Annotated in this window: 1 protein-coding gene; it reads right to left on the reverse strand. The window is 59.6% G+C overall.

The window, feature by feature from the left end; all coding sequences use genetic code 11:
- Window positions 1–3 precede the first annotated feature (3 nt).
- Window positions 4–255: transposase (locus AACY45_RS29055; RefSeq protein WP_339548914.1), on the reverse strand; the 252-nt coding region annotated here is incomplete at its 5' end.

Here is a 255-nt window from a genome sequence, read left to right on the forward strand (position 1 = left end):
AGATCAGGCCGCAGCCCGATCCGGTTGGTAATCGGTCCCGTTGCGCAGCATCGCCCAAGCCATGCGTGCGGTTTTGTTGGCCAGCGCGATAGCGGCCACATTGGGATGTGATCGCTCGGCCAAACGAACAGCCCACTGGCTGAGCCGATCGTCTTTGGATTTGGCTGTACGCAGGGCCGAGCGCGCACCGTGGATCATCAGTGTTCGCAGATAAGCATCGCCACGTTTGCTGATGCCAAGTAGCCGATCTTTACC

Origin of the sequence: Pseudomonas sp. RA_35y_Pfl2_P32, from assembly GCF_963970735.1 — a bacterium.
GTDB lineage: Bacteria > Pseudomonadota > Gammaproteobacteria > Pseudomonadales > Pseudomonadaceae > Aquipseudomonas.